This is a genomic window from Lentzea sp. NPDC055074 (assembly GCF_053608005.1).
In genome coordinates this window covers 118,871-144,533 of record NZ_JBSGUQ010000006.1, presented here as the reverse complement: position 1 = coordinate 144,533, position 25,663 = coordinate 118,871, and the positions used below count along the sequence as shown (strand labels likewise).

Sequence of the window (25,663 nt, the reverse complement as noted above, 5' to 3'; positions counted from 1 at the left end):
GCTTTACGCCGTCACTGGGTTCAACGAGCACGCTCGGTGCCATGTTCCCCATCGGTAAAGGCGACTTTACCCCCGACGACGATCACACGTGCGCAAATACTGCGCTAACTCCGGAGCGTAGTGAGATCACGGCGTGTCGCGGCGTGTCTTAGCCCATGCGAGTAAGCCCCGTCACATTCCGATCACGTTCACACCCAGAGTAGCGAGAGACTTCCCCCTCGTGGCGGCTTGTCCCCGGTGTGGGGGAACGAGAAGCTCCACGCGGGATCAAACCAGGTCAGAGGGGATCAAGATCTAAAATGGGCTGGAAACGTCTGGCTGCCGTGGCGATGGTCTCGGGGCTCGCGCTCCTGACCGTCCCCGCGACGGCGACAGCTGTCGGCGTCAAGGGAATCGGCCACAACGCGTCAGGGCTCCAGCCCAACGCCACACCCGGTAGTGAGTGGCACGGGTCGTACATCTGGCAGGACAAGCAGGTGTGGTGCGTGCAGTACGCACTGCCCGCGCCGGACAGCAACGTCGGCTACCAGCCCGGCGACGCCCTGCGCACCAAGGCGGGCAAGGACCTCGCCCCGGACGTCGCGGCGAACATCTCCTACCTGCTGCTGCGCTACTCCACGACGAAGTCGGCGGAGGAGGCCGCGGCCCTCGCGCACCTGCTGCACAGCTGGACGTCGGCGCCGGACGGCGCGGTGCGCCTCGACACGACCGACCCGAAGTACCTCGCCTACGACGCGCCCTTCTACGCCGCGCGCCTGCCGCAGCCCGTCCTGGACGCCGTCGCGCGCCTGAAGGCCGACGCCGAGGCCAACCGCGGGCCGTGGACGCTCACCGCGACCGCGCCGAAGGAACCGCTGATCATCGACACCGAGTCCACCTGGACCCTGTCGCTGGTGAAGGCGAACGACAAGGGCGTCACGAACGCCCCGATCAACTTCACGCTGACCGACGCGAAGCTGGCGGACGGCGCCACCAGCGGCACGGCCACCACGGGTGCCGACGGCAGCCCCGCCACCGTCAAGGTCATCTCCACCGGCCCGAAGCCGTCGATCGCGGCCGTCGCGGACTCCCCCGCAGACAAGCCGGTCGTGCACTTCCCGATCCAGACCGAGAACATGCAGCGCATGGTCACGACCGGTGGCGAGAAGAAGCTGAACGCCGCCGCGAACGGCACGGCCAAGACCGCTCCGGGCGCCGTGAAGATCACGAAGATCGACTCGGAGACGAAGAAGTCCATCCCGGGCGTCGCGCTGCGCGTCACGGCCAAGGGCCAGACGAAGGCCGCGAAGAAGCAGGACGACACGGACCTGGTCGGCACGGACGGCAAGCCGCTGGTGCTGCAGACCGGCCCGGACGGCACGGTCGAGATCCCGGACCTGCGCACCCCGCAGGAGATCTGCCTCGTCGAGGTGGCCGCTCCCAAGGGGTACGAGGAGTTCTTCGACCCGAAGGCGCCGCCGTCGGCGTGCGGCACGCTCGCGGCGGGTCAGACGCTGGCGCTGGAGATGGTGAACAAGCCGAACAAGCCGGTCGTGCCCAGCACGATCCCGGCCGGCGCGGACGGCCAGACGCCGGTGGCGACCGCGTCGTTCGACACGCAGCTCCGTCCGGGACTGATGCTGACGGTGGGTGGCCTGGTGCTGCTCGGCGCGGCGCTGGCAGGCTTCCTGGTGTGGCGCAGGCAGTGAGTCCCAAGGCTTTCCTGACCGGTGCGCTGGTGGCGGGTGTGGCCGCCGCCAGCGTGCTGGTCACCACGTCCGAGACCGAGGTCGTCGCCGGCCGCGCGGTCGCGGACGAGATCCCGGTGGTGGGTCCGGGGCCGGTGGCGGACAGCCTGAGCACCGGCCGCGGACCCGACCTCACCGGGCTGGTCGGCGGGGCGAACACGGCGAACGCCAGGCCCGTCGACCCGACGACACCGCCGCCGCAACAGCAGCAGCCCGCGCCACCCAAGGCCGGTCCGGGCTCCGTCCGCCTGCCCTCCGGGGGTTCGGCGACGCTGGTGCGCAAGGAGGTGAAGGACGGCGTGCTGCCGGTGCCGGACGGCATCGGCGAGGCGACGTGGTGGGGCACCGAGCTCGCGGCCGGCGAGGGCGCGACGGTGCTCGCCGGGCACGTCGACTGGAAGGGCGCGAAGGGCCCGTTCGCGGAGCTGTGGCAGGCGCAGAACGGCCGTGAGGTCGTCATCGCCGACAGCGCGGGCAAGGAGTTCCGGTTCCGCATCAAGCAGATCGAGACGATCCGCAAGGAGGAGCTCCCGGCGCGCGCCGTCGAGTTCTTCGGGCCGCGCGGGCCGCACCGGCTGGTGCTCGTCACCTGCGGCGGTACCTGGATCGGTGGTCAGCAGGGGTACGAGGCGAACCGAGTGGTCATCGCCGAACCCGTTCAGTAACCAATCCAGCACCTCACGCAACCCGTTCGGGTAATCAGTCGTCTCCTAAGGTGTGAAGCGGTGGGGATGGTTGACCACGGGCCTGGCTCTGGGGCTGGTTCTCGCGATGGTGATGACGCTGGGCTCTCAGAAGGACCCGGCGAACCAGGCGGACTCGGGCCCCCTGCCGATGGCACCGAGACTGCCCGCCCCCAAGGACGCGGGGCCGACGCCGACGGTGCCCGCGCCGACGCCCGAGCAGGTGGCGAAGCAGCCGTGGATGCACAAGCTCGCGCCCGGTGAGAAGCCGCCGCAGTTCGTGCTCTTCTCGTTCGACGGCGCGGTGTCGAAGAAGCACTGGGACAAGGTCCTGCCGATCGCGAAGGCCAAGAACGCGCACGTCACGGGCCTGCTGTCCGGCGTCTACATGCTGGCGGACCAGGACGGCGACCAGTACCAGCCGCCCGCGGGTCTCCAGCGCGGCAAGTCCGACATCGACTTCGGCGGCACCAGGCAGGACGTCATGTCCCGCATCGACTACCTGAACCAGGTGATCGCCGCCGGCCACGAGATCGGCACGCACTACAACGGCCACTTCTGCTCGAACGGCACGCAGCCCTCGGTCGACAAGTGGGACACCGCGGCCTGGAACGCGGAGCTGGCCCAGTTCAAGCAGATCGTCGACAGGTCCCGTGCCGCCGGGCTGAACCTACCCGCGGACGCCGTCCGGGGTGGACGGACGCCGTGCCTGGAAGGCAACTGGGACCAGGCTTTTCCCGCGATGGCCGCGAACGGGCTCGTCTACGACACGAGCAAGGTCGCGCTCGGCGTGCAGTGGCCGACCGTCCAGAACGGACTGTACGAGTTCCCGATGCCCGAGGTCCGCGTTCCCGGACTGGGCAAGCAGGTCGTCATGATGGACTTCAACCTCTGGTACTCGCTCAACCAGGCCAAGGAAGAACCCTGGCGTGCCGCCGACTTCGCGCAGATCGTGCTCCAAACCTACAAATCGGTGCACCAGGCCGCGTTGAACGGCAACCGCGCGCCGATCGTCGTCGGCAACCACTTCAACGAGTGGAACGGCGACGCGTTCTCGACGGCGATGGAGCAGTTCATGGAGTTCGTGTGCGACGAGCCGGAGACGGTGTGCGCCACCTACACCGAGGTGATCCAGTGGATGCAGCTGCAGGACCCGGCGGTGCTCGACCAGCTCCGCCGGATGCCCGCTGCTCGCAACTAGTGGTGTCTCGCGACCAAGTGGTGTGACTGTTAGCCGTCGGTGGAGATGATCCGGTCGTCGTTCGCGCCGGGTGAGCCGTTCGCGTCCTGGTTGGACGTGCCCAGCCACAGCGTGCCGTCCGGCGCCGGCGTCACCGCGCGCACGCGGCCGTAGCCCGTGAACACCGCCTGCGGGGTGCCGAGCGTGGTGCCGTTGACCGGGATCTTCCAGACGCGCTTGCCGGTGACCGCGCCGACGTACAGGGCGTTCTTGTAGAAGGCGATGCCGGTCGGTCCGGCCTGGCTCGTGGACCACGTCTTGACCGGGTTGGTCATGCCCGCGACAGAGCAGTTGCCCTCGCACGTCGGCCAGCCGTAGTTCTTGCCGGCCTCGATGCGGTTGACCTCGTCGGTCGTGTTGTTGCCGAACTCCGTGGCGTAGGCGGTGTTGCCGATCCACGTGATGCCCTGGACGTTGCGGTGGCCGATCGAGTAGACGACGCTGCCGGCGCGAGGGTTGCCGGCAGCGGGCCTGCCCGCGGCGTCGAAGCGGAGGACCTTGCCGCCCAACGAGTTCCAGTTCTGCGCGGTCGCGGTGTTCTGGCCGTCGCCCGTGGTGGCCCACAGGAAGCCGTCCGGACCCCACTCGAGGCCGCCGCCGTTGTGGTAGCGGTTCTTGGGGATCCCGGTGACGATCGGCTGCGGGGTGCCGCCGAGCTGCAGCTTGGCGACGCGGTTGTCGCTCGCCGTCGAGTAGTAGATGAAGACCGAGTTGTCGGTCGCGAAGCTCTTCGACACGGCGAGGCCGAGCAGACCGCCCTCACCGCCGGTCGTCTGGGCCTGTTCCACCGTGTCCAGCTCGGTCACCGTGGTGCCGCTGATCTTCTTGATCTTCCTGGTGTCCCGCTCGGTGAAGATGCCGCTGCCGTCCGGCAGGAACTCGATGTCCCAGGGGATGTCGAGCTTCGTGGCGAGTGTCCGTTCGGCGAGGACGGAGGGGTCGTCCTGCGCCGAGGCCGGCATGACGCAGAGGGACGCGGCCATGGCGGTGCAGGCTGCCGCGGCTGCGATACGACGAGCACGCATGTGCTCTCCTTCGGGTCCGCTCGTGGTTGTCTGCGGCGGCGGAGTTGCAGGGTGTGCTCACGCAATCACAGATCGCAGCACCCCGCAACAGTGGTCGGATGTCCCGGTATTCCCGGGTTTCACCTGGGCGAAACGAGACACCAACCGTCCGATGACTTTCGACAACTTCGTGGACGGTCTAGACCTTGACGGCCTGGAAGCCATACCGTGTGGGTCGCCGCCGCACCCCACGGAAAGCGCTTGCCAGCCCCTTCGGGCAGGCAGGCCCGACACCCGAGGAGTTGCGCATGAACGTTGCCGTCACCACGACCGAGACCAAGCTTCCCGAGGTCAGGCGCGAGTGGGTCAAGCCCGACTTCCGCGACTTCGAGACGCCGATGGAGGTCACCGCCTACGCGGCTCGCAGCTGACGTCAGGCATCGCGCCGGGGTTCCTGGCAGGCTGCCGGGAACCTCGGCCCCGCGCGCGTTCCGGAGGAGTTCTCGCCCATGACTGCCGTTGCCCCCGCGGAGTTCGTCGCCGAGCTTCGCGCCCTCGCGCCCCGGTACTGGGACACCCACCCGTTCCACCTGCGCATGCACGCCGGACAGCTGAGCAAGCACGAGCTGCAGGCGTGGGCCGCGAACCGCTGGTACTACCAGCGCTGCATCGCGCAGAAGGACGCCGCGATCCTCTCCAACTGCCCGTCGCCGGAGATCCGCCGCCAGTGGCGCGAGCGGATCGTCTGGCACGACGGCACCCAGCCGGGTGAAGGTGGTGCGGAGAACTGGATCCGGCTCGCGGAGGCCGTGGGGCTGACGCGGGAGGAGGTGCTCGACGAACGGCACGTGCTGCCCGGCACGCGGTTCGCCGTCGACGCCTACGTGAACTTCGCGCGCACCAAGCCGTGGGTCGAGGCGATCGCCTCCGGGCTCACCGAGATGTTCTCGGGTGCGTTGATGCGCAAGCGTTTGACGGCGTTGCGGGAGCAGTACCCGTGGATCGCCGAGGAGGGCTTCGCGTACTTCACGAACCGGATCGAAGCGGTCTCCGGTGAAGGACAGGCCACTGTGGACATCGTGGTCTCCCATTCCCTGACGCGTGAGCAGCAGCTCGCCGCCGTCGACGCGCTGTCGTTCAAGTGCGACGTGCTGCGGGCCGTGCTGGACGCCGTCGACTACTACTCGGGCAAGGGCAAGCCGTGACGACCGTCGTCGCGCTGGACGCCGTGCCGCGGATCCGGCGCGGCGTGAAGTGCACCTACGACCAGATCCGTGCCGCCCACGTGGTGCTGTTCCCCGAGGGCGTGCTGGTGCTGAACGAGACCGCGGCATCCGTCGTGGCGCTGTGCGACGGCGTCCGGTCCGTCGGCGACATCGCCGTGGTGCTGGCCGACTCCTACGACGGCGTCGAGCCGTCCGACGTGGCCGAACTGGTGGCCCGCATGGTCGAACGAAGGGTGGTGGACGTCGATGGCTGAGGCTCCCTTCGGCCTGCTGGCCGAACTGACGCACCGGTGCCCGTTGCAGTGCGGCTACTGCTCGAACCCGCTGGAGCTGGTCCGCCGTGACGCCGAGCTGTCGACCGAGGACTGGCGGCGCGTGTTCGACCAGGCCCGGTCGCTGGGCTGCCTGCAGATCCACCTGTCCGGCGGGGAACCGTTGCTGCGGCCGGACCTGCCCGAGCTGGTGGAGCACGCGAACAGCCTCGGCTGCTACGTCAACCTGGTCACCTCGGGTGTCGGCCTTTCGCGCGACCGGTTGCACACGCTGGCTTCCCTGGGCGTCGACCACGTACAGCTCTCGTTGCAGGACGCGACCCGTGCCGGGAACGACCGGATCGCGGGCATCAAGGCGTTCGACCGCAAGGTGGAGGCGGCCGCGTTCGTCCTCGACGAGGGCCTGCCGCTGACCGTGAACACGGTGCTGCACCGCCAGAACCTCGACAACATCGCGGGCATCATCGCGATGGCGGAGCAGATGGGCGCCGAGCGCCTGGAGCTCGCCAACACCCAGTACTACGGCTGGGCGCTGCGCAACCGCGCGGTGCTGCTGCCGACCCGGGACCAGCTCGCCGTCGCCGACCCGATCGTGGCCGCGGCGCAGGAACGCCTGCGCGGCCGGATGGAGATCGTCTACGTCATCGCGGACTACCACGAGGCGCACCCGAAGCCCTGCATGTACGGGTGGGGAGCGCGGCAGCTGACCGTGGCGCCGAACGGGGACGTGCTCCCCTGCCCCGCCGCCACCGTGATCAGCTCGCTGGAGATCGAGAACGTGCGGGACTCGTCGCTGCACTCGATCTGGCACGACTCGCCGTCGTTCAACGCCTTCCGCGGCTTCGAGTGGATGCAGGACCCCTGCCGGTCCTGTCCGCGCAAGGAGATCGACTTCGGCGGGTGCCGCTGCCAGGCGTTCCAGCTGACGGGCGACGCCGCGGCGACCGACCCGGTGTGTTCACTGTCGCCCTCACGGTCCACTGTGGACCTGATCCTGGAGACCGAGATGGCGCCGGCCGAGGTGCCCGCGATGGCGATGAGGAAGATGCGGTGAAGGCGGTTCTGCTCGGCACGACGGCGGGTGGCGGGTTCCCGCAGTGGAACTGCGCCTGTGCGCTGTGCGTGCGCGCTCGTTCCGGCTCGTTGCCTTCGCGGTTGCAGGACTGCCTGGCGATCAGCGGTGACGGCACCGGCTGGTGGCTCGTCAACGCCTCGCCGGACATCCGGACGCAGATCGCGGCGTGTTCGTCGCTGAACCCCGGCCCCGGCGCGCGCGAGACGCCGGTGCGCGGTGCCCTGTTCACCGACGCCGAGCTGGACCACACGCTGGGGCTGCTGACGTTGCGCGGCGGTGCGGGCCTGACGGTGTGGGCGCCGGGCGCGGTCCTGCACGCGTTGAAGGACCAGTTCGACCTGCGGACGGTCATCGACGGGTACGCGCCGGTGGCGTGGCGGCAGGTCGACGACCAGCCCTTCGACCTGGGCGGGCTGCGGGTCACCGCGATCCCGATCAGCGGCAAGCGCCCGAAGTACGCCCGCTCGTCCACTGTGGATGGCCACTGGGTGGTCGCGTACCGGTTCGCCGACCCCGTCACGGGTGGTGTGCTGGTCTACGCGCCCTGCCTGGCCTCGTGGCCTGACGGGTTCGACGAGGTGGTGGCCGGGGCGGACTGCCTGCTGCTGGACGGCACGTTCTACGCGGCCTCGGAGATGGGCTCGGCGACCGGCAGCACGTCCGGGCAGGCCGCCATGGGCCACCTGCCGATCACCGCGTCACTGCCCGAGCTGCGCCGGTTCCCGTCCGTGCGCCGGCTCTACACGCACCTCAACAACACCAACCCGGTGCTCGACCCGTCGTCGCCGGAGTCGGAGAAGCTGCGCGAGGCCGGGGTCGAGGTTCCTCTGGACGGCACGGTGATCGAGCTTTAGGTCAGAATCGGCGGATGTCCTACGTGATCGGCGGACGGCCGCTGGCAGCGCGACTCGTCGCGGAGATGCCGTCGTTCGTGCGGCAGGTGATCGCGGCACTGGTGGAGCGCGTGCCCGCGTACTCCCAGCTGCCCGCGGAGGAACTGGCCGGCGACATCTACCGCGTCACCGAGCACGCCCTGCGCGCGTTCGCCGCGGTGCTGGCCTCCGGCTCGTTGCCGTCGGCCGAGGAGCTGGCGTTCCTGCGCGAGTCCGCCGCGCGGCGCGCCGAGGAGGGCGTGCCGATCGACGTGGTGCTCACGGCGTACCACGTGGGCATCCAGGTCGTGTGGGAGACGCTGGTGCCCGAGGCGCGACCGGAGGAGGTCGCCGACGTCCTGGCGTTGAACGCGTTGGCGCTGCGGTACCTGCAGCTCGTGACGCCCGTGGTGAGTGCCGGGTACCTCGACGAACGCCAGACGATGTTCGACGACGAACGCTCCGCCCGTGCCACGTTGCTGACGGGCCTGCTCGCCGGAACCGTTGAGGCGCAAGGACCTTTCGTGGTGCTGGCCCTGGACGTGCCGCCGCACCCCGACGAGCTGCTGCCCGGCGTCGACGCGGCGGTCGCGTCCCGCCGCAAGCTCCGCCGGCTGCGGACCGAGCTGGAACGACACAGCCGGGAGCCCGTGCTCTCGTCGCTCACACCCGACGGCGGCCTCGCGTTGCTGCCCGGTGAGGACCTGCCGCTGGACCGGATCGTGGCGGACGTGACGAGGGCGTCCGGTGTCTCGCCGACCGTGGCGGCGGTCGCGGCCCCTCCCACCGGGGTCGCGGCCGCCGCCGTGCTGGCACGCGAGGTGCTCCTGGTCGCCCGCCGATCGGGACCAGGCCTCTACCGGCTGGACGACGTGCTGCTGGAGTACCAGCTCTCCCGCCCGAGCGCCGCACTCGCACCGCTGGCGGAGATCGTCGCGCCGCTGACCGACGAACTGGTGCAGACGCTCGAGGTCTACCTGCGGCGCGGCTCGCGCCGACCGGCCGCCTCAGAGCTGCACGTGCACCCGAACACCGTGGACTACCGGCTGCGCCGCGTCGCGGAGCTGACCGGCCTCGACCCGACGCGGATCGAGCACGTCACGCTTTTGACGGCTGCGCTTGCCGCGCGGCGCGCGCGACCGTAGCCCCGAAAGCCTGCATGCCCGCGGCGTTGGGGTGCAGCGGCGCCGCGATCGTCGTCGGGATCAGCCCTTCCAGGTACCGCTCGGACGGCCGGGCGCACGTGTCGTGCCCGACACTGACGGCCGCGAGGTCCACGTACGTCGCCCCGCGCTTCTCCGCCTCCTGCTTCGCCGTGGCGCTGAGCAGGTTCACCGACCCCTGCAGGTAGTCGGCGTCGCGGGCCCAGATGGGCTGCACCGGGTAGCAGCCGCCGGGCCGGATGTAGGTGCCGTAGCCGGTGACGAGGATCTTCGCCTTCGGCGCCCGCCGCTTCACCTCGTCGAGCGCCCGCCCGAACTCCGGGGCCCACTTCTCGATGGCCGCCGCGACCTGGTCCCCGCCCGCCGTCAGCCGGTCCTTGCAAGACAGCCCGATCGGCTCGGGCAGCAGGTTGATGCAGCCCAACGCCGTCTGCACGAGCCCCACGTCGTTGCCGCCGATGGTGATCGACACGAGGTCCGTCGTGGGCTTCAGCGCGTCGTACTGGGGCTTCACGAACCCGAACTGCCGCTGCGAGAAGTCCTCGGTCTTGGCCCCCGAACACGTGACATCGGTGAGGGTGGCGCCGAGGATCTTCGCGGCGATCCGCGGGTAGTTGTTGTCGCTGCTCCGCAGGCACCACAGCGCCGGGTCCTGGTTCGGAATCAGCGGCCCTGCCGCCGCCGAGTCCCCCAATGCCACGTAGTCGAGCGTGTCCGCCTGCGCGGTGCTTGTTCCGGCGACCAACATCGCCACGACAGCCAACCCGGCCACGATTCGCATCCCGATCCTCCAACGTCGTTGTCAGGTCAGCTCATCGTGGTGGCTCACGTCACCGCCGCGGGTAGGACGTTGCCCAGAGTCATCCGGTCGTGTTTGTGACCGATCACAATGGGCGGCGTGACTCCTCGCGATCTCCTCTCGCTGGCGGCGTCGTCCTGCGTGGACGCCGCCTCGTTGCTGCGCTCCGTCGAGGTCGACGTGGTCTCGAAGGGCGCCTTCGACCAGGTCAGCAACGCCGATGTCGAGGTCGAGAAGTTCCTGCGGACCGCTCTGACGGCCGGCGCTCCCGGCTCGGCCGTGGTCGGCGAGGAGCTGGGGAGTTCCTCCGCCTCCGTCACCTGGTACGTCGACCCGATCGACGGCACCCGCAACTTCGTGCGAGGGCTGCCGCTGTCGTGCATCTCCGTCGCCGCGGCCGTGGACGGCGTGCTGGTCGCGGGGTGCGTGCTCGACCCGTTCCGCGACGAGCTGTTCACGGCCGCCTCGGGCGTGCCGTTCGACGTCCGGTCTTCGGGACTGGTCGTCGCGCCGGGCGTGAGCCCACGGCCGTTGGTGCTGACCGACATCCCGCTGCCCGGCAGCCCGTACTCCGGCGAGATGGAGCTGCTCGGAGACCTGCTGGCGCGGGCCGACGTCCGGCGCATCTACTCGACGGCCCTGTCGCTGGCCTGGGTGGCCGCGGGCCGTGCGGACGCGGCGGCGAACATCGGCGTGTTCCCCTGGGATACGGCGGCGGGCGAGGTGCTCGTGCGGGAGGCGGGCGGGGAGTTCCGCTCGGTGGCCGCGAACGCGTTCGTCGCCGGCCGGGGTGAGATCGTCGACTGGCTGGCTACGCGGGTGGAGGGCATCGTCTCGTGATCGATCTCAACGGCAAGGTCGTCCTGGTGACCGGGGCCTCTGGCGGTGTCGGCGCCGGCATCGCCGACCGCTTCGCGGCCGCGGGCGCGTCCGTCGTGCGTCACCGGGGCCTGTCGGACGGCGACCTGCGCACGTCGGCCTCCCGCGTGGTTCTGGATGCCTTCTCCCGCCACGGCCGGCTGGACGCGGTGGTGAACAACGCCGGAGTGCAGCCCGTGGAACCGTTGCCCGGCATGACCGTCTCGCAGTGGCAGTCCGTTGTGGACATCAACCTGACCGCCCCGTTCGCCGTGACCCAGGCAGCCGTGGAGTATCTGCCGGCCGGTGGTTCGGTCACGCACATCGCGTCGATCGAGGGCACTCACCCCGCGCCGGGCCACGCGCACTACGCCGCGTCGAAGGCCGCGCTGATCATGCACGCGCGTGCGGCGGCGTTGGAGTACGGGCCGCGCGGGATCCGCGTGAACACCGTGTCGCCCGGGCTGATCACCCGTGCCGGCATCGAGTCGCAGTGGCCCGAGGGGGTGGCGCGGTGGGAGGCGGCGGCGCCGTTGGGCCGCTTGGGCACGCCGGAGGACGTAGGGGACGCGTGCGTGTTCCTGGCTTCGGATCTGGCTCGGTGGATCACCGGGCACGACCTCGTGGTCGACGGAGGCGTGACGGCCCGCCCGACCTGGTGATCGTGTCGCGTCTGCCGTCTTCCAAAGCACGTCGGGGAGGGTCTGCTAAGTGGAGCACCTGTGCAGCTTGACGACATTTCCCTGCGCTACCTGAATGGCCCGCCGAACTTCAGGCTTGGCGAAATCATCCAGTGAACACGTTCGACGCCCCACGATGTCGTCGGCCAGGATGTAGACCACACGCCTGTCCTTCTCGTTCAAGACCGCAAACCACTTGTCTGCCGTGGACAGCACGTATCCCACTTCCACCTTGCCCGAGCGCAACGATATCTCCTCAGCGGGCAGCCAGAGCTGCCGCAGGGCCCGAGACGCCATCGAGGGCTCCAGTGGCACGGAGTACATCTTCACCAAGGCAAGCATCACACTCGTCGTGACGAGGGCGACCAACAAACCGTAAGCGGCGCTGATGTCCTTTGATCTGTGATTCTGACGCCAGATCGAATCCTCCGCCTTCTTCCTTTCCTCTTCTGACTCAGACCCTGAATTCGCGGACCGCTCTGTGAGAACCCGCTTCGCCAGCCTGTCCGGAGGTATCGTCCACGCGATCAAGACACACAGGACCGCACACAGGACGTACCAGTAGTAGTGCCGATGCCACACCATGTAGTGCCCTTGGCCCGTCAGTGTTCCGAAAACCCTGGTCACGCTGTCGCGAAGGCTGGACGCGGCGTCGAGAACCGGCTTGTCCAGCGGAGCCAGAAGCAAGGTCGCCAGCAAGACGAACGAAGCCAGCGTCCACTGCCGGAAGACGAGCAGAACAACAACGGCTGCCGGCAGGTACACCGGAAGCATTGACGCCAGTCCGCCCACCAAGGTGCCGACCAGACCCTTGGACGAGATCAGAGCGATAGCGGTGGTCGTGTCGTAGTTGCAGACCACGACCAACCTGATCATGCAGAGCAGAGCAAAAATGGGAGGAGAAAGTATCAAAGCCTGCGCCGAGGACGGCAGTTCACTGATCGAGCGCCGGCGTTCCGCGGCCCCCGGCGTCCCCGAACTCCTTCTCAACTACATCCCCCAGCAGGCATCACAATGTGGGCCGACATCGAACACGTCCTCTATATCGGAACCACCGCCGACCAAAGTCAGTACGGTCGAACTTCACCCATAAAGACGAAGATCGTTCTTCGGATGTGAGGACCGGCAGTTCGTGGAACAACTTCGTCGCCCGATCTCAACCAGCCATGCCACCGAGGGCGTGAGCGACGCGACACTGGAGCTGGCCGTGACGAAGACCACATCCGCCGCCACGACCGTAGCGATTGGCCGCAGAACGTGGACATCGCGCCCCAGACGCACTCTTCGACCTGGTCGCGAACCTCGCAGAGGCTCCTGACCTGCTGCTACGACACCTGTTCAAGGTCACCCAGCTCGGCGTCCGCCTGAACGATGACCATGATCAACTTCTGATTACTCTCCGGCTCCCCTCCGCGCATCTTTCGGAGGTAGCGGATACCGCCGAACGGATCGCCGAAGCGGTGGCCGTGAGGGGTGAAACGCCTGATCAGGCACCTGATCCTTATGCGGATCTAGTTGGTGCCCCCGACGGGATTCGAACCCGTACTGTGATCCTTTTAAGGGACCTGCCTCTACCGATTGGGCTACGGGGGCGCGGTGAGCCTAGGCCTTGATCGTCGGCTTGTGTGAGCGGATGGTCGTTTCTCGCCCGAGCGGCCCAGCGAATTGGACTAGAGCGAGCATCCGGGTAAGCGTCGAACGGTCCCGAACATCAGCGTGCCCTCCCCGCTCCGAGCAGCTCCTTGAAGCGCAGCGCCACCCAGTCGTGCACGGCCGTGGAGACGCTCGTGTCGTCTGCCCTGTGCTCGAACCAGCGCCAGTCGCAGTTGACGTTGATCTCCAGGAACACGTGGTCACCGCCGGTCACGAGCAGGTCGAACGCCGCCACCTGCACTCGCCAGTGGCGGGCCAGGGCGAGCAGCTTGTCCGAGAGGGACGCGGGGACCGAGGTCGGCGTGACGCGGACCGCGTCCGGGTCCACCCAGAGCTGGGCCGGGTCCAGTTTGTCGACCTGGTAGGCGATGCACTGCTCGCCGACCACGAACACGCGCAGCTCCGTGTCCGAGGGGACGTACTCCTGGACGATCACCGGGGCTGGTTCCGGAGCGTCTGAGGCGCGGGAGGTTTCCAGGGGGCGCGGGAACAGGCCGTGTTGTACGCCGGGGCGCGGCTCGAGGAGGTGGCGGCCCGCGGTCTTGACGATGCAGGCGCCGCCGCCTGGGCGCGTGCGGCCCGGACGGGTCGTTACTGCCGTGCGCGGTACGCGCAGGCCGAAGGCGGCGGCGTCGGAAAGCTGCGTCAGACGGTCCAGGTGCGTCGAGAAGCGGGACGGGTTCACGTGAGCCCAGTCGACCCTCGAGGACAGCCAGTTGGCCACTGAGGCCCATTGGTCGACTGCGTAGGCGCCGGCGAGGGTGCCTGGTTCCACCGGGACCGCGGAGAGTTCGAAGTGGCGGCGCCAGACCAGCAGGGGGCGCAGGAGCCAGCGGTCCAGTTCGATCAGGGGCTGGTCCGTGTAGACCGAGAGCGGGAGGTCCACGCAGCGGTCCGCGTCGATGCGGGCCATGCGGATGCCGCGTTCCGCCAGGGCGATGGAGAGTTCGTTCATCTCCATGTCGGCGGCGCGGGCCAGCACGAGTACGCAGGGTTGCGGGTTGCCGTCGCCCTCCTCGACCATGCCGAGGCGGTGGACCTGCTCCTGGAAGTCGAGACACTTGGGCGGCGAACGGAAGAGGTATTCCTGGCCCTGGAGCAGAAGAGGTCTGGCAGCCTCGGACGGGGCACCTGGCACCCGCCCGTCAGCCGACCTGCTCAATCGTCCTTCTTGCTGCGGAAAACTTGCCCCGCCTGCGCGTACTCTGCGGCGTACTGCGCCAACGCGGGGTCCTCGATCTCGCCGCGACGAAGCTGTGCGGCCAGCTCCTCGAGAGACATCGGGTTCACCTCTCTCCCCACATGGCGAATCACGCATTCAGGTGATGCACCAGCCGTAGTCTCCGAAACACGTAACGCAATGTCAAGACGACGTCCGGAGCTTACTCCGATTGGGCGCTCAAGTTCCGCCTCGAGAGCAACGAGATGCCCCGAACGAGGAGCTCGTCCGGGGCATTCCGTCACTACAGAGCGTTAAACCAGTAACACTCGCGGAAGCAGCGATCCTGAGGTCGTCAGGACTGCACCGCGCGGTCGAAGTCCGACTTCGGGTCGTTGATCTGTCCCAGGGCCACGATCTCGCGGCCGTAGAACAGCGCCTGCGTCCAGTCCATCAGCACGCGCAGCTTGCGGTTCACGGTCGGCATGAACGCCACGTGGTAGCTGCGGTGCATGAACCAGGCGGGCACGCCCTTGAAGCGGAGGCCGAACACGTCCGCGACGCCCTTGTAGAGGCCGAGGCCCGCGACCGAGCCGAGGTACTTGTGGAAGTAGTCCTTCGGCTTCTGGCCGCGCAGCGACGCGACGATGTTCTTCGACAGCAGCTTCGACTGACGGATGGCGTGCTGCGCGTTCGGCACGCACGTCGCCGTCGGGTCCTCCTCGGTGCGCGAGAGGTCCGGCACCGCGGAGCAGTCACCGGCGGCCCACACGCCGTCGAGGCCCTGGACCTGCATGGCGGCGGTGCACCGGACGCGGCCGCGCTCGTCGAGCGGGAGGTCCGTGTTGCGCAGCACCGGGTTCGCCTTCATGCCGGCGGTCCAGATGATCGTGTCGGAGTCGAACTCGGTGCCGTCGTCGAGGATGACGTGGCCACCCTCGAGCGACTTCACGCGGGTGTCGAGGTAGATCTTCATGCCGCGCTTCTCGAGCGCCTCGACCGTCCACGCGCCGAGCTTGGCGGAGACCTCGGGCATGATCCGGCCGGCGGCCTCGACCAGGACCCAGTTCATCTCCTCGGGCTTGATGCCCTCGTAGTACTTGAGCGCATACCGCGTCATGTCCTCGAGCTCGGCGAGCGTCTCGATGCCCGCGAAGCCACCACCGATGACGACGAAGCTGAGCAGCTTCTTGCGAAGGTCCGCGTTGTTCGTGCTCGCGGCCTGGTCCAGGCGCGACAGCACGTGGTTGCGGACGTAGATCGCCTCGCCGATCGTCTTCATGCCGATGCCGACCTCGGCCAGGCCGGGGATCGGAAGCGTGCGTGAGATCGCACCCAGCGCGGAGACGAGCACGTCGTACTCGATCTCCTCGACGTGACCGTCCGACAGCTCGGCGGTCACGATCTTGCGCGCGTGCTCGATCTTGGTGACGCGGCCGGTGACGACGTGGCAGCGCTTGAGCACCTTGCGCAGTGGAGCGACGACGTGGCGCGGCTCGATCGAGCCGGCCGCCGCCTCAGGCAGGAAGGGCTGGTAGGTCATGTGCGGCTGCGGGTCGATTACCGTCACGGACGCCTCACCGGAACGCAGTTTCTTCTGCAGTCCGAGAGCCGTGTACATCCCGACGTATCCACCACCGACGATGACAATCCGAGTGGGGTGCGACTTCACAGCAGCCATACACACATGGTCGCACCAGGACCCCCTTTTTCGCGCGTCCGGAGGGGCTGTTGTGACTACCGTCGCCGGGTGATGCCGGACACGATCGGGGCTGACCTGCGCCTCCACCAGAACCCGAGGCATTCTCCCTGAGAGTCTCGATTCAGATCCTCAGTGCGACGACCCCGATCACGACCGTCAGAGCCCCCAGTCCCAGCACCTCCACGAGCCCTATGCGCGCACCCGATGGGACGAACGCCGCGAAGGCCGTGACGACAAATGTGATCACTTGGACAATGGCGAACCGGCGCGCTGGTGCTTTCAGCGCAGCGGCCTCGATTCTCGTTTTCACCGGAACGACCGCCGCGAGCGCGGACGTCACGTGAATGAGGTGCAGCGCCGGAATCATGATCAGCACTCCGAGCCTCAACGGGTGCCCCTCGCCGAACGCCATCGCGAGCGCCGCGTAGCCGATCAGCAACGCCGGGCCCGCGCTCCCCGGCATCAGCACGGTCAGCGCCGTCAGGGCCACGACGACCAGCAACGGCACGATCGACGTGGACTCCAGGTGCAGGATCAGCGCCACGGGCACCGCCGCGAGCACGATCGCCAGCCTCATCAGCACTCGCGCGTCACCGCCACCCCGTGCTCGGCCATGCGCCGCAACCGAAGCCGGTGCTCCGCGGCGATCATCTCGGCCGCGACCTCGCCCCACTCCGTCTCCGGATCGGGCCTCAACGGCACCGGCAGCGTGTTGATCGCCAGCACGACGTGCCCGTGCTTGCGCGTCTTCACGGCCAGCTCAGCGACGTCGTCGTCGAGGAACGGCGACAGCAGCACCACCACGCTCCCGTGCGGCAGCTTGCGCAACGCCACCCGCGACGACCACCCGGCGGCCTGCACGCACACGACGAGCTGCGTGCGGATCCGCAGCAGGTGCCGCCGCCCGACGCCGGAACGGACGTTGAGCTGCGGGCGCGACAGGTCCATCAACGCCACCCGGTCGCCCTGCCGCAGGTACCCGGCGGCCATCGACGCCGCGCGCCGCACCGCCCGGTCCAGGCTGCCGCCGGGCCGCGTCGTCGCTCCGTGGTGGGGAGACGCCCAGTCCGCCACGTCCGCACCGACGTCGGCCCGCGTGTCCAGGGCCAGCACGATCTCCGCGTCGGCCTCGGCGTGCCGTTCGCGGACGTGCAGGGTGCCGGTGCGGGTCGTGACGCGCCAGTCGATGCGCTTGAGCCTGTCGCCCGGCTGGAACGCCCTGATGTCGCGCAGCTCGGTCGAGTCACCGGGACGCGGCGAGCGGTGGATGCCGACGAGCCCGGCGGGCCGGGGCGGCAGCGGTCCGGACGGGTGGTGCTCAACCGGCGGCAGGATCGTGCGGACGTGCTCCACGCCGACGATCGGCCCGTAGACGTGCATGCCGTCCGGGCCCGCGAACAGGTGGTCCAGCCGCAGGTCGACACCCGGCCCCCACGCGTCACGCCGGATCTCCACCGGCAGGTCGGGCGAGTGCGCCGGCACCGCCCGGACGCCACCGGGCAGCTTGACCACGGCGATCTCGGCGTCCGCGCCGTCGACGTGCGCGACGGTGTGCACGACCCCCATGCCCGCCCCGCGCGGCACGGGACGGACGCTGACCTTCGGCGTGCCCCGCGGTTTGTCGGTGAGCAGCACGGACAGGATCAGCGGCACGCCGAACAGCACCAGCTCGACCTGGTGCAGGAACATCCCGCCGACGACGAGGCCGACGCCCAGCCAGACGGCCCGCGAGTACGCGTCCGTCGGGTGCCAGTGCGCGCCGTGCGCCTGGGCGAAGGCCTCCCTGATCTTGTCCGCTCTGCTCATGAGCTGGGCGGGCCCGGGACCTTGCCGAGCAGCTCGGTGACGACCTGCACGCCGTTCACGCCGGACGTCCACGTCTCGGGCTTCATCACGAGCCGGTGCGCCAGCACGGCGACAGCGCACTCCTTGACGTCCTCGGGTGTCACGTACGCGCGATCGTCCAAAGTGGCCAGCGCCCGTGCGACGAGCACGAGCCCCTGCGCGCCACGGGGTGAAGCGCCGACCTCGACAGACGGGTGGTTGCGCGTGGCGACGGCCAGATCGACGCAGTACCGCAGCAGATCGTCGTCCACTGTGGACTTCTCCAGCTCGCCCTGCAGCTCGGCCAGACGACCGGCCGCCAGCACCGGTGCCACCTCGGCCTCCTCCCGCTGCCGCGCGAGCCGCCGGCGCAGGACCTCGACCTCCTCCTCCGCGGGCGGGTAGCCGATGTCGAGCCGCACCAGGAACCGGTCGAGCTGCGCCTCGGGCAACGGGTAGGTGCCCTCGTACTCGACGGGGTTCGAGGTGGCCAGCACGTGGAACGGCCTGGGCAGCGGGAACGTGCGTCCCTCGACCGTGACCTGCCGTTCCTGCATGGCCTCCAGCAAGGCGGACTGCGTCTTCGGCGGCGTACGGTTGATCTCGTCCGCGAGCAGCAGCCCGGTGAACACGGGCCCCTGGTGGAACTCGAACTCACGGCTGCCGGGGTCGTAGAGGAACGACCCGGTGACGTCCGCGGGCAGCAGGTCCGGCGTGCACTGCAGGCGGCGGAAGTCCAGTGACAGCGCCTGCGCGAGCGACCGCGCGATCAGCGTCTTGCCCAGGCCCGGCACGTCCTCCAGCAGCACGTGCCCGCCCGCCAGCACGGCCGCGAGCGCGAGCCGGACCGTCCGCGTGCGGCCGACGACGACCTTGCCGATCTCGTCGAGGACCGCCTCGGCCTCGTGTGCGATGGTCACTCGACCCTCCTGAGCCTTTCCGCGAGTTCCTTCGGATCGGGCATCTCGGACGCCTCGACCCCCAGTCGTGCGAGCCGGGCGCGGAACCGTTCCTGGTAGCGCCTCGGGTCCTTCGCCGCCTCGTCCAGCCTGCTCGCGAGCGTGCCGGCGAGCGCGCTGCTGATCGACCCGGGCGGCGGCGGTGACGAGCTCCAGACGACGTCGGTGGCCCGCGGCAGCCTCGTGACGAGCACGCCGAACGCGGTGGGCGGCACGGCCAGCGCCGCGGCCCACGCGGGTGAGGCCCCGAGCCACCAGATCACGACGCCGACGACCACTCCGATCACCAGTGCCAGCACGGTTCTCACGCGAGCTCCCGGACGATGCGGCTCAGCTCCCGCTGCGCCTGTTCCGCCTGCGCCGCGGTCACGTCCTCGTGCCCGTACCGCGCACGCCGGTAGAGGTCCTTCAGCACCACGGCGTCCACTCCGAGCTTCTCGGTGAACTCGGTGGGCGTCTGGTGGGGCAGGCGTTCCTCGGCGGCCTCGAGCGCGAGCCACGCGGCGATCACGGCGTCGCGCGGCGGCCGGTTCGGGTGCTCGGTGAACTCCTGCAACGCCTTCTCGACCCGCCGCACGACCGACGACTCCCCCTCCTCGCCCTCCTCGATCTCCACCCCGCGCACACCGCGACGGCGCCAGCGGGGCAGCTCGAACGCGAGGACGATGCCGATGAGTCCGAACAGGACCAGCCCGGCGAGCACCACCAGGTAGACGGTGAGCGGCACGGCGAACACGCCCGGCAGCTCGGTCGGGAACGGCACGTCCGCCTGCGCCGAGGAGTCCTGCGGCGGCGGGCGGTCGTCGAGGCGGTTGACGAACGTGACCGGCGACGTCCCGCGGGCCGCGACGACGACGAGCAGCAACGCCGCCACCGCCACGCCTGCGCGCCACCACTTCATGGCGAGCAGCCTTACACGCGTCAGCGCCTTTCGGATGATCCTTTGGTCGGTTGCTCGAAGCTCTCGGCGGGCACCAGCCCGTCGAGGAACGTCCGCAGGTCGGGGGCCAGCTCCAGCTCCGACTCGTCGTCGGCGTCGAGCCAGACGACCGACGGCTCACCGCCTGCCCGGTAGTCCAGGGCGATCCAGGTGTGGCCGTCGCCGGTCAGCAGGACGACCGGGGAGGGCAGACCCCACTCCTGCACCAGGTAGGGCGTGTCCAGCAGCGACAGCGAGCGTCCCGCCCTGCCGATGCCCATCAGGCTGTCGAACGGCACGTGGTCGGACGCCCAGGACGTCCGCTCGGCCGTCGGGAACGCCGACCGCTCGTCGACCACCGTGCCGCCGTTCTGGACGCGCAGCAGCTCCAGCAGGGCGTCCGGCAGGCGCACGCCGAGCAGCTCCTCGGCCTCGCGGACGGCGTCGTCGGTGAGCGGTGCCTGCACGCCGTAGGTGCCGTCGGTCCAGAACTCCACGCCGCGCATCCTAGGCAGAGGCGCGTTTCAGCACGTCCTGAAGCATCTCCTGGGTCAGCCTCCCGGTGTACGTGTTGTGCGGCGAAACGTGGTAGCACCCGAACACCCGCAGCCCGCCCATCTCGACCTCCACCCCGTGCCCGAACTTGGGCCGCTCCGGCCCGAGCAGCGGCAGGAACGCCTTCCACCCGAACCCGCCGAGCACCATCACCGACCTCAGGTTCGGCATCAGCGAGATCTCCTCGCGCAGGAACCCCGAGCACCGGTCCCGTTCCGCGGGCGTCGGCCTGTTGTCCGGCGGCGCGCACCGCACCGGTGAGGCCATCCGCACGCCGTACAGCTCCAGGCCGTCGTCACGGGACACCGACGTGGGCTGCGAGGCCAACCCCACCTCGTACAACGCCCTGAAGAGGAAGTCCCCGGACGGGTCGCCGGTGAACATCCGGCCGGTCCGGTTGGCCCCGTGCGCGGCGGGGGCGAGGCCCACGACGAGCAGCGACGCGTCGAGCGGGCCGAAGCCCGGGACCGGTCTGCCCCAGTAGGTCTCGTCGCGGAACGCCGCGCGCTTCTCGACCGCCACCAGCTCGCGCCACGCGACCAGGCGCGGGCACGCTCGGCAGGCCGTTATCCGATCGTCGAGTTCCGTAGTGTTGCTCCCATGTCCGAGGAGAAGACCGAAGAGAAGCCCGAGTCTCCCGCTGATGATCTGGTCACCACCCAGCACAGCATCACCGTCAAGGGCCGCGAGCTGAACTACACCGCCACCACCGGGCGGATCGTGCTCAAGGAAGAAGTGCTCAAGGACGGCGTGTTCGAGGGCCACAAGCCCAAGGCCGAGGTGTTCGTGACCACGTACACCCTCGACGGCGCGGACCCGCTGAAGCGGCCCGTGACGTTCGCGTTCAACGGTGGGCCGGGGTCCGCGAGCGTGTGGCTGCACATGGGGCTCCTCGGGCCCCGCAGGGTGCTCAGCGGCGACGTCGGCAACCTCACCGCCCCGCCGTACGGGATCGCGGACAACGAGGAGAGCCTGCTCGCCGAGAGCGACCTCGTGTTCATCGACCCGGTGTCGACCGGCTACTCCCGGGCCGCGCAGGGCGAGAAGCCCGGCAACTACCACGGCTACCAGCCCGACATCGAGTCCATCGCCGAGATCATCCGGCTCTGGACCTCGCGCAACGGCCGCTGGATGTCGCCGAAGTTCCTCTGCGGCGAGTCGTACGGCACGCTCCGCGCGGCCGGTCTCGCCGAGCACCTGCAGAAGAAGTACGGCATGTACCTCAACGGGCTCATGCTGATCTCGTCGGTGCTGGACTTCGCGACGCTCGAGTTCAACGAGGGCCACGACCTGGCCTACACGCTCTTCCTGCCGACGTACGCGGCCATCGCGAACTACCACGGCCTGCACGGCGACCGTCCGTTGAAGGAGGTGCTCGCCGAGGCCGAGGAGTTCGCGGTCCGCGACTACCCCTACGCCCTCGCGCGCGGCAACCGGCTCACCGACGTCGAGCGCGCCGCGGCGATCGAGAAGCTCGCGCGGCTCACCGGCCTGTCCGAGGAGTACGTGGACGCCGTCGACCTGCGCATCGAGCACATCCGGTTCTTCACGGAGCTGCTGCGCCGCGACCGGAAGACCGTCGGCCGCATCGACGCCCGCTTCACCGGCTGGGACACCGACTACGGCCGCGAGGGCATCTCCGCGGACCCGTCCATCGACGCGATCCTCGGCCCGTACTCCGCGGTGCTCAACCACTACCTGCACGCCGAGCTCGGCTACTCGAGCGACCTGCCGTACGAGGTCCTCTCGCGGGTCATCGAGAACTGGTCGTACAAGGAGTTCGAGGGCCGCCACGTCACGACGGCGGGCAAGCTCTCGGCGGCGATGAGGGCGAACCCGCACCTGAAGGTCCACGTCGCGTTCGGCTGGTTCGACGGCGCCACGCCGTACTTCGCGGCCGAGCACCTCATCGCGCACCTGCAGATCCCGAAGGAGCTCACGGCGAACATCGAGTCGGCCTACTACCCGGCCGGCCACATGATGTACGTCCACGAGCCTTCGCGCGTGCAGCAGTCCGAGGACCTGGCGGCGTTCGTGCGGAACTCCTCCGGCACGTGATCCTCGACCTGTCGGACGACGCCGTCCTGCGCGAGCTCTGGACGGTGCAACGGCTGGCGTACGCCGTCGAGGCCGAGATCATCGGCTTCGACGGCATCCCGCCACTGCACGAGTCCCCGGACGAACTGCGCGCCTGCGGCGAGACCTTCCTCGGGCTCCACGACGAGGAAGGTCTCGTGGGCGCGGTGTCCTACCGGCTCGACGGATCCACTGTGGACATCCACCGGCTGGTCGTGCACCCGCGGGCCCATCGCCGCGGCATCGCGACCCGGTTGCTCGACGCCCTGCCGGCGGGACCGCAGGTCGTCAGCACGGGCACCGGGAACGAGCCCGCGCTGAGGCTGTACCGCGGGCGCGGGTTCGTCGAGACCGGCACGCGGGAGGTCGCTCCCGGCGTCACGCTCACCGAACTCGCCCGGCCGTGATCATCTTTCTCAACGGGACGTCCAGCTCCGGCAAGTCGAGCATCGCCGCGGAACTGCTGCGGGAGCTGGACACCCCGTACTTCCACCTGAGCGTCGACGCCTTCGGGGCGATGCGCGCCGTCGAACGGACGCTGGGGCTCGACGGCCCCGCCCAGCAGGAGCTCCTGCGGCGCACGAGGGCAGGCTTCCACCGGGCGGTGGCGGGCATGGCGCGGGCGGGCAACGACGTCGTGGTCGACCACGTGCTGAGCGAGCCGTGGCGCCTGCAGGACTGCCTCACCGTCCTGGACGGGCTGGACGTCGTGTTCGTGGGCGTTCATTGCCCTCCAGACGAGCTGGAGCGGCGTGAACGGGCCCGGGGTGACCGGACGCCCGGTGCGGCTGCCGCGCAGCTGCTGAGCGTCCACCGGCACGGGCTCTACGACTTCGAGGTCGACACCGGCTCGAGCAGCCCGCGCGAGTGCGCCCGGGCCATCAAGGAGTTCGTGGGCCGGGCTCCCGCTCAGCGCGCGTTCGACGTTCTGCGGCTGAAGGCAGAGCACTGAGCGCGTCCCGGATCGACTCGGCCTGAGCGGCACGACCTGTGCCAGAAACTCTTGCCAGAGCGTCGAGCGCCTCTTCCCAGCACCGGGCGGCCTCGACCTCGTTTCCCGCGGCGAGCTGAGTCGTACCGAGTTCCTGCAACGTCGTCGCGAGTTCCGCGAGGTGCTGGACGTCCTCGAACACCCCGACAGCCTCTTCCAGCCGGGTGATCGCCTCGGGCAGTCTCCCCAACCGCCGAAGCGTGCATCCGAGGTTCCGCAATCCCCGGCCCAGGTCCACGCCACCTCCCAGCGCACGGAACATCTCGATGCACTGTTCGTGGTGGTCGGCGGCCGCCGAGAAGTCCTCGAGAGCCTGATAAGTCAGGCCGAGGACATCCAGCACACGCCCGACTCCGATGTAGTTCCCGGTCACCTCACGGCAGATCTGCAGATCCTCGAGATGAAAGGCGAGCGCCTCCTGCGGCCTCCCCGAGAGCCTGTGTGCGACCCCCAGGTTGTGCAGCGCACTTCCTTGCACGTCAGGCAGATCCAGTTCCCTGGCCTCCCGCAGTGCCCGCTGGACGACGGTGATCGATTCCTCGTGACGCCCCAGTTGGTGGAGCACGTTGCCGAGATTGGTGAGCGCCCGAGCTTCTTCCTCACGCGCTCCGACCTCACGCAGGACCACCAAGGACTCCTCGAGACTCACGAATGCCTCGTCCAAGCGCCCCTGACGCCGGTGAAAGAGGCCGATCTCCTTCAGGACCCGGCCTTCCATCCTCCTGTCGCCGATGTCGCGGGCGGCCTTGAGAGCCAGCTCGTTCAGGACGGCGAGCTCAGACCCAGGCCGCAAGATGGTGAAGTAGACGTCCAGGCTGATCACCAGTCTGACGAGCGTGGCCAGTTCTCCGACCTCGGCCGCCAGCCTGACGGAGGCGATGAGGTTGTCGAGTTCTCGGCTGGCCCACCTCAGCGCCTCTATCAGGGAGGAGAAGTGGGGCGAGGACTCACCGGTTCCTCTCTCGATCCAGGTACCCAGTCGCACGCATGTCTCCGTGTAGTGGGCGATCATGCGACGCAACGCTGGTAGCCGATCCGGCTCCTGTTCGCCTTTCTCGGCGGCGTAGTTGCGGATCAGGTCGTGCATCCGCCAGCACCCGCGAACCGCAGCGGGGAGCACGAGATGCGCTCGTGCCAGCCCGCGGACCAGTGTTCGCGTCTGAGCCACGCTGCGATCGGCCAGCGCGGCCATCACCTCCATCGTGGGAGTCGGGCCGGGATGCAGGCCGATCAGCCCGAAGAGCCGCGCGTGCTCGGCATCGAGCTTGCCGTACGAGAGGTCGAAAGCCGTGCGCACGGCGAGGTTGCCGTCGTAGTCGAGGACTCTCAGTCGTTCGCGGTCGTCGGCGAGCTCCTCGGCCAGCTCGGTGAGCGAACGGTCCGGGTCCGCGACGAGCAGGGCGGCCACCACCCTGATGGCCAGCGGCAACCCTCCGCAGAGGGACACGATCCGCTCGGCCGCGGCCTGCTCGTGACCGACGCGGTCCTCGCCGGGATCTCCGGCCGCCACGGTTTCCGCGAGCATGCGCACCGCTTCCGCCTTCTCGAGAGCGTCGATGCTCAGCACCCGGACACCGTCGAGATCAGCGAGCCGGTCGCGGCTCGTGATGAGCACGCGATGGGTCCCGGTACCGGGGAGAAGGGGTCTCACCTGCTCGGAGGAGGACGCGTTGTCCGCGATGACGAGCATCGGCTGTTCGCGTTTCGCGAGAAGCGTCCGCCACAACCGCATGCGGTCGTCGAGACCGTCCGGAACGTGTTCCGCCGGCACACCCAGCGCCCCGAGAAGACTCGCCAGTGCCGCCACGGGTGGCACTCTCTTCTCCGGACCGTCGTAGCCGTACAGGTCGATCATCACGACGCCGCCGGGAAACCAGCCCGAGCCCTCGGCGAGCCTCGCGGTCCGGATCGCGAGCGCCGTCTTGCCCACCCCGGGCAGGCCGCCCAGTGCGCACACGAGCACCGGTGCCGGGTCTTCGCGGGGACGCAGAGCGTCGACCAACTGGTCGAGCTCGTGCTGCCTGCCGACGAACACGGGTTGTGCGGGCAGGCCCGCGACCGCCGCCGGTCTGGACGGGGCGCCGAAGTGCACGGTGCCCGCTTGGATCACCGAACCGTTCATGGGCCCGGAGACTTCGTTGTGCACCTCGTCCATGACGCCAGTTTCGCCACCTGCGGTCCCAAACGAAAGAGGGGCCGCGCCCGCGGGCACGACCCCTCATCCAC

28 protein-coding genes and 1 tRNA gene are annotated in these 25,663 nt (G+C 69.2%); 14 read left to right on the top strand and 15 right to left on the bottom strand.

Annotation, left to right across the window (positions count from 1 at the left end):
• Positions 1-299: 299 nt before the first annotated feature.
• From ACWF7A_RS16475 to ACWF7A_RS16465, 3 genes are all read left to right on the top strand, one after another.
• Positions 300-1,688 carry an MSCRAMM family protein gene (locus tag ACWF7A_RS16475; RefSeq protein WP_452251282.1) on the top strand — a complete coding sequence of 463 codons (1,389 nt, stop codon included), beginning with the start codon at positions 300-302 and terminating at the stop codon, positions 1,686-1,688.
• A complete protein-coding gene (locus ACWF7A_RS16470; protein WP_452251281.1) occupies positions 1,673-2,392 on the top strand; it encodes a class F sortase in 720 nt (239 codons plus the stop codon). The genes ACWF7A_RS16475 and ACWF7A_RS16470 overlap by 16 nt, the downstream gene beginning before the upstream one ends.
• 70 nt (positions 2,393-2,462) lie before the next feature.
• Positions 2,463-3,611 carry a polysaccharide deacetylase gene (locus ACWF7A_RS16465; protein ID WP_452251280.1) on the top strand — a complete coding sequence of 383 codons (1,149 nt, stop codon included), beginning with the start codon at positions 2,463-2,465 and terminating at the stop codon, positions 3,609-3,611.
• 29 nt (positions 3,612-3,640) lie between these two features.
• On the opposite strand, the gene ACWF7A_RS16460 is transcribed toward ACWF7A_RS16465, so the two are convergent.
• Positions 3,641-4,675 (bottom strand): PQQ-dependent sugar dehydrogenase, encoded by a 1,035-nt coding sequence (locus ACWF7A_RS16460; protein WP_452251279.1) that lies wholly within the window; start codon positions 4,673-4,675, stop codon positions 3,641-3,643.
• A 287-nt stretch (positions 4,676-4,962) separates the two neighbouring features.
• On the opposite strand from ACWF7A_RS16460, the gene pqqA reads away from it, so the two are divergent.
• From pqqA to ACWF7A_RS16430, 6 genes are all read left to right on the top strand, one after another.
• Positions 4,963-5,085 carry a pyrroloquinoline quinone precursor peptide PqqA gene (gene pqqA / locus ACWF7A_RS16455; protein WP_063758378.1) on the top strand — a complete coding sequence of 41 codons (123 nt, stop codon included), beginning with the start codon at positions 4,963-4,965 and terminating at the stop codon, positions 5,083-5,085.
• A gap of 78 nt (positions 5,086-5,163) precedes the next feature.
• Positions 5,164-5,859, top strand: coding sequence for a pyrroloquinoline-quinone synthase PqqC (gene pqqC, locus ACWF7A_RS16450; protein ID WP_452251278.1), 696 nt, complete (start codon positions 5,164-5,166; stop codon positions 5,857-5,859).
• Complete coding sequence (gene pqqD / locus ACWF7A_RS16445) at positions 5,856-6,134, top strand: pyrroloquinoline quinone biosynthesis peptide chaperone PqqD (protein ID WP_452251277.1); 279 nt, start codon at positions 5,856-5,858, stop codon at positions 6,132-6,134. The genes pqqC and pqqD overlap by 4 nt, the downstream gene beginning before the upstream one ends.
• Positions 6,127-7,206 carry a pyrroloquinoline quinone biosynthesis protein PqqE gene (gene pqqE / locus ACWF7A_RS16440; protein ID WP_452251276.1) on the top strand — a complete coding sequence of 360 codons (1,080 nt, stop codon included), beginning with the start codon at positions 6,127-6,129 and terminating at the stop codon, positions 7,204-7,206. The genes pqqD and pqqE overlap by 8 nt, the downstream gene beginning before the upstream one ends.
• Positions 7,203-8,081, top strand: coding sequence for a pyrroloquinoline quinone biosynthesis protein PqqB (gene pqqB / locus ACWF7A_RS16435; RefSeq protein ID WP_452251275.1), 879 nt, complete (start codon positions 7,203-7,205; stop codon positions 8,079-8,081). The genes pqqE and pqqB overlap by 4 nt, the downstream gene beginning before the upstream one ends.
• Positions 8,082-8,095: 14 nt before the next feature.
• The gene (locus ACWF7A_RS16430) at positions 8,096-9,244 is read left to right on the top strand and encodes a PucR family transcriptional regulator (RefSeq protein ID WP_452251274.1); all 1,149 of its coding nucleotides are present in this window, start codon (positions 8,096-8,098) and stop codon (positions 9,242-9,244) included.
• Here ACWF7A_RS16430 and ACWF7A_RS16425 read toward each other — a convergent pair.
• Entirely contained in the window at positions 9,198-10,043 is an 846-nt protein-coding gene (locus tag ACWF7A_RS16425) for an SGNH/GDSL hydrolase family protein (protein WP_452251273.1), read from the bottom strand. The genes ACWF7A_RS16430 and ACWF7A_RS16425 overlap by 47 nt on opposite strands.
• 117 nt (positions 10,044-10,160) lie before the next feature.
• Here ACWF7A_RS16425 and ACWF7A_RS16420 point away from each other — a divergent pair, with 117 nt between their 5' ends.
• Positions 10,161-10,901, top strand: a complete 741-nt coding sequence (locus tag ACWF7A_RS16420; protein WP_452251272.1) for an inositol monophosphatase family protein — start codon at positions 10,161-10,163, stop codon at positions 10,899-10,901.
• Positions 10,898-11,581: an SDR family NAD(P)-dependent oxidoreductase gene (locus ACWF7A_RS16415; protein WP_452251271.1), complete on the top strand. Its 684-nt coding sequence runs from the start codon at positions 10,898-10,900 to the stop codon at positions 11,579-11,581. Before ACWF7A_RS16420 ends, ACWF7A_RS16415 begins: the two co-directional genes overlap by 4 nt.
• Positions 11,582-11,626: 45 nt before the next feature.
• Here the strand turns inward: ACWF7A_RS16415 and ACWF7A_RS16410 are convergent, their stop codons facing one another.
• The 12 genes from ACWF7A_RS16410 to ACWF7A_RS16355 all read right to left on the bottom strand — a co-directional run bounded on the left by ACWF7A_RS16410 (position 11,627) and on the right by ACWF7A_RS16355 (position 20,940).
• On the bottom strand, positions 11,627-12,475 hold the full coding sequence (locus ACWF7A_RS16410) for a hypothetical protein (RefSeq protein WP_452251270.1): 849 nt from the start codon (positions 12,473-12,475) through the stop codon (positions 11,627-11,629).
• Positions 12,476-13,115: 640 nt separating this feature from the next.
• Positions 13,116-13,192, bottom strand: a tRNA-Leu gene (locus tag ACWF7A_RS16405).
• A gap of 118 nt (positions 13,193-13,310) precedes the next feature.
• Entirely contained in the window at positions 13,311-14,414 is a 1,104-nt protein-coding gene (locus tag ACWF7A_RS16400) for an ATP-grasp domain-containing protein (RefSeq protein WP_452251269.1), read from the bottom strand.
• Positions 14,411-14,533 carry a hypothetical protein gene (locus tag ACWF7A_RS16395; RefSeq protein ID WP_256238980.1) on the bottom strand — a complete coding sequence of 41 codons (123 nt, stop codon included), beginning with the start codon at positions 14,531-14,533 and terminating at the stop codon, positions 14,411-14,413. The genes ACWF7A_RS16400 and ACWF7A_RS16395 overlap by 4 nt, the downstream gene beginning before the upstream one ends.
• Before the next feature lie 233 nt (positions 14,534-14,766).
• Positions 14,767-16,092: an NAD(P)/FAD-dependent oxidoreductase gene (locus ACWF7A_RS16390; RefSeq protein ID WP_452251268.1), complete on the bottom strand. Its 1,326-nt coding sequence runs from the start codon at positions 16,090-16,092 to the stop codon at positions 14,767-14,769.
• Positions 16,093-16,234: 142 nt separating this feature from the next.
• Positions 16,235-16,690 carry a hypothetical protein gene (locus tag ACWF7A_RS16385; protein ID WP_452251267.1) on the bottom strand — a complete coding sequence of 152 codons (456 nt, stop codon included), beginning with the start codon at positions 16,688-16,690 and terminating at the stop codon, positions 16,235-16,237.
• A complete protein-coding gene (locus tag ACWF7A_RS16380; protein WP_452251266.1) occupies positions 16,690-17,919 on the bottom strand; it encodes a DUF58 domain-containing protein in 1,230 nt (409 codons plus the stop codon). The genes ACWF7A_RS16385 and ACWF7A_RS16380 overlap by 1 nt, the downstream gene beginning before the upstream one ends.
• A complete protein-coding gene (locus ACWF7A_RS16375; protein ID WP_452251265.1) occupies positions 17,916-18,857 on the bottom strand; it encodes an AAA family ATPase in 942 nt (313 codons plus the stop codon). The genes ACWF7A_RS16380 and ACWF7A_RS16375 overlap by 4 nt, the downstream gene beginning before the upstream one ends.
• A complete protein-coding gene (locus tag ACWF7A_RS16370) occupies positions 18,854-19,204 on the bottom strand; it encodes a hypothetical protein (RefSeq protein WP_452251264.1) in 351 nt (116 codons plus the stop codon). The genes ACWF7A_RS16375 and ACWF7A_RS16370 overlap by 4 nt, the downstream gene beginning before the upstream one ends.
• Positions 19,201-19,797, bottom strand: coding sequence for a DUF4129 domain-containing protein (locus ACWF7A_RS16365; protein WP_452251263.1), 597 nt, complete (start codon positions 19,795-19,797; stop codon positions 19,201-19,203). The genes ACWF7A_RS16370 and ACWF7A_RS16365 overlap by 4 nt, the downstream gene beginning before the upstream one ends.
• Positions 19,798-19,817: 20 nt before the next feature.
• The gene (locus tag ACWF7A_RS16360; protein WP_452251262.1) at positions 19,818-20,312 is read right to left on the bottom strand and encodes an SMI1/KNR4 family protein; all 495 of its coding nucleotides are present in this window, start codon (positions 20,310-20,312) and stop codon (positions 19,818-19,820) included.
• Positions 20,313-20,322: 10 nt separating this feature from the next.
• On the bottom strand, positions 20,323-20,940 hold the full coding sequence (locus ACWF7A_RS16355) for a uracil-DNA glycosylase (RefSeq protein WP_452251542.1): 618 nt from the start codon (positions 20,938-20,940) through the stop codon (positions 20,323-20,325).
• Positions 20,941-20,970: 30 nt separating this feature from the next.
• Between ACWF7A_RS16355 and ACWF7A_RS16350 the strand changes: the two genes are divergently transcribed.
• From ACWF7A_RS16350 to ACWF7A_RS16340, 3 genes are read left to right on the top strand one after another with little or no spacing between them, the layout of a single operon-like run.
• Complete coding sequence (locus ACWF7A_RS16350) at positions 20,971-22,428, top strand: S10 family peptidase (RefSeq protein ID WP_452251261.1); 1,458 nt, start codon at positions 20,971-20,973, stop codon at positions 22,426-22,428.
• Complete coding sequence (locus ACWF7A_RS16345; protein ID WP_452251260.1) at positions 22,425-22,853, top strand: GNAT family N-acetyltransferase; 429 nt, start codon at positions 22,425-22,427, stop codon at positions 22,851-22,853. Before ACWF7A_RS16350 ends, ACWF7A_RS16345 begins: the two co-directional genes overlap by 4 nt.
• Positions 22,850-23,398, top strand: a complete 549-nt coding sequence (locus tag ACWF7A_RS16340; RefSeq protein WP_452251259.1) for a chloramphenicol phosphotransferase CPT family protein — start codon at positions 22,850-22,852, stop codon at positions 23,396-23,398. The genes ACWF7A_RS16345 and ACWF7A_RS16340 overlap by 4 nt, the downstream gene beginning before the upstream one ends.
• Here the strand turns inward: ACWF7A_RS16340 and ACWF7A_RS16335 are convergent.
• Entirely contained in the window at positions 23,328-25,592 is a 2,265-nt protein-coding gene (locus ACWF7A_RS16335; RefSeq protein WP_452251258.1) for an ATP-binding protein, read from the bottom strand. The genes ACWF7A_RS16340 and ACWF7A_RS16335 overlap by 71 nt on opposite strands.
• Between the last annotated feature and the right edge of the window lie 71 nt (positions 25,593-25,663).